Source organism: Oscillibacter sp. CU971, assembly GCF_905219725.1.
Classification (GTDB): domain Bacteria; phylum Bacillota; class Clostridia; order Oscillospirales; family Oscillospiraceae; genus Oscillibacter.
Genome location: NZ_CAJMXG010000434.1, coordinates 1 through 1,726 on the forward strand (window position 1 = coordinate 1; position 1,726 = coordinate 1,726).

3 protein-coding genes and 1 pseudogene are annotated in these 1,726 nt (G+C 59.4%); all 4 read right to left on the reverse strand.

All coding sequences use genetic code 11. The features are described from left to right. Positions 1-468 (reverse strand): relaxase/mobilization nuclease domain-containing protein (locus JX325_RS16270; RefSeq protein WP_204792083.1); only part of this gene is annotated, 468 nt, incomplete at its 3' end. A gap of 147 nt (positions 469-615) precedes the next feature. Next, complete coding sequence (locus JX325_RS16275; protein ID WP_087347888.1) at positions 616-906, reverse strand: CD1845 family protein; 291 nt, start codon at positions 904-906, stop codon at positions 616-618. 157 nt (positions 907-1,063) lie between these two features. Continuing rightward, positions 1,064-1,411: a plasmid mobilization relaxosome protein MobC gene (mobC, locus tag JX325_RS16280; protein WP_022512589.1), complete on the reverse strand. Its 348-nt coding sequence runs from the start codon at positions 1,409-1,411 to the stop codon at positions 1,064-1,066. Further along, positions 1,408-1,726, reverse strand: a pseudogene (locus tag JX325_RS16285) (hypothetical protein); the annotation flags it as partial. The pseudogene JX325_RS16285 and the gene mobC, both read right to left, overlap by 4 nt.

Consider the following 1,726-nt stretch of genomic DNA (forward strand, 5'->3'; position numbering starts at 1 on the left):
GCCATAGTGAAGAAAGCGGCCCTTGCTGTGCTGTTTTGGATTTTGAATGACGGACAGCTCATGCTCGATGCACACCCGGTCAGAGAGCCGCCGCACCGCAAAGCTGGAGCCGATGAAGTTGTGAAACTTCCGGGAACAGTCCTGGGCCGTGGAGTTGTAGTAAATGTGATTGTGAATGTGGCCTTTGGCGATGTGGGTACAAACGAAAAACTGGTACTTGCCCTTTGTCCAGCGCATGGCCGTTTCATAGCCGATTTTGTTGGCCTCCTCCGGCGTGACCTCACCAGGCGGGAACGCCTGCCGGATCTGAAAGAACAGGGCCCCGCGCTCCACGGCCCGGCCCGTTTCCGCCTGGTACTGGCTCTTTGTCAGAAGAAACTCAGCCGGGGCCGACGCCGGATCGCAGAGGTAGGCAGATACGGCCCCCAGCTTTTTCGGATTGAGCCCGTAAGCAAACCGATCCTCCATCGTCTGGACAGCCGTTTTTCCCGCCGCCACCTTGTAGGGCCGGATGTAAGTTGTAGCGATAGCCGCACCTCCTTTCCCAGCAGAAAAAGCGGGCGGCGGTCTGTTTCACCCGCCGCCCGGCACCTCTGGACACTTTCTCCATAAGTATCAGCTCGCCATAAAGTCCATCGCCGCATACTTCACTCCATGCAGGCGCTCCACCAGCCAGCCGCCCAGGGCCGGGAGCCCAAAGGGGGAAACCAGGAACGCCAGCACAAACATGGCGATGCAGCCTACTGTCTGCCCGGCCAGCAGGCAGAGGATCGCCAGCAGGGACAGGCCCACACAAGCCACAATGCACACCGCCCCCGCCACGCAGGACAGGAACGTAAGCACAGCCACAATGAGGATCAGGGCCAGGACAAAGGGAGCCGCGATGATTTTTAAGATTGTCCGCATCGTTCATACCTCCTACAAAAGTTCGTTGTTTGCCTCTATATGTATATTATAACTCCGCAGGAGGGGGCCAACAAGGATGCCTCGGCTATCCCCACCTCTGGACAAAATGTCCAGAAGTCGAGATAGCCGGGGAACGGCAAAACCGCTCCCCGGCAGGTCAGAGCCGCACGATGGCGGAGAGCTTTTCCAGCAGATCGGAAAGGGGCCGCCACAGCTTTTCATAGTCCCGTTGCAGAGCCGTAATCTCCTCCGGGTAAATGCCGCCGTAGGTATTCGCCTGGATCGCCACCTGGTTTAGATTGTTGGAGCACCGCCGCTGGAGCGACACCAGCTCCTGGACGGGTGACAGGTCAACATGGAGCACATACCCATTGAGGGCCATTTTCCGCATATAGGCCCCCATATTGCGGATGCCCGCCTCGGCCATGCGCTCCCGGATCAGCGCCAGCTCCTCCTCGGACACCATCACATGGAGATGGATGGGGCGGCGGCGTTTCTTTGTCATCGCTCCTCCCGGGCGGGGGCTTTTTTCTTGTGGACGGGATCGCCCCGGTCAGCCCCGGCCAGTTTTGCGGCCTCCTTCATCTTCTGGGCAATCGGACGGGGCCTGTCGGGATTGCCGGGGGCGGGCCGCAGCTCGTAATCTGCCGTCTGCCTTTCGGTCAGCGGCTTTGTATAGGTCAGATGCCCCCACGCCAGAAATGCGCCGCCCTCCACAGGGATACGCTGATCGTAGTTGACGATCTCATCCGGGGCGTTATGGGGCGGTTTGGGGAATGTCCCGATGTCCACAGGCCGCTGGGTAGAGTAATACTTGTAA

What these genes read in the sequence shown, in the direction of transcription:
- JX325_RS16275 (WP_087347888.1), bottom strand. Translation starts at nt 906, where the DNA reads ATGCGGACAATCTTAAAAATCATCGCGGCTCCCTTTGTCCTGGCCCTG.
- mobC (WP_022512589.1), bottom strand. Translation starts at nt 1,411, where the DNA reads ATGACAAAGAAACGCCGCCGCCCCATCCATCTCCATGTGATGGTGTCC.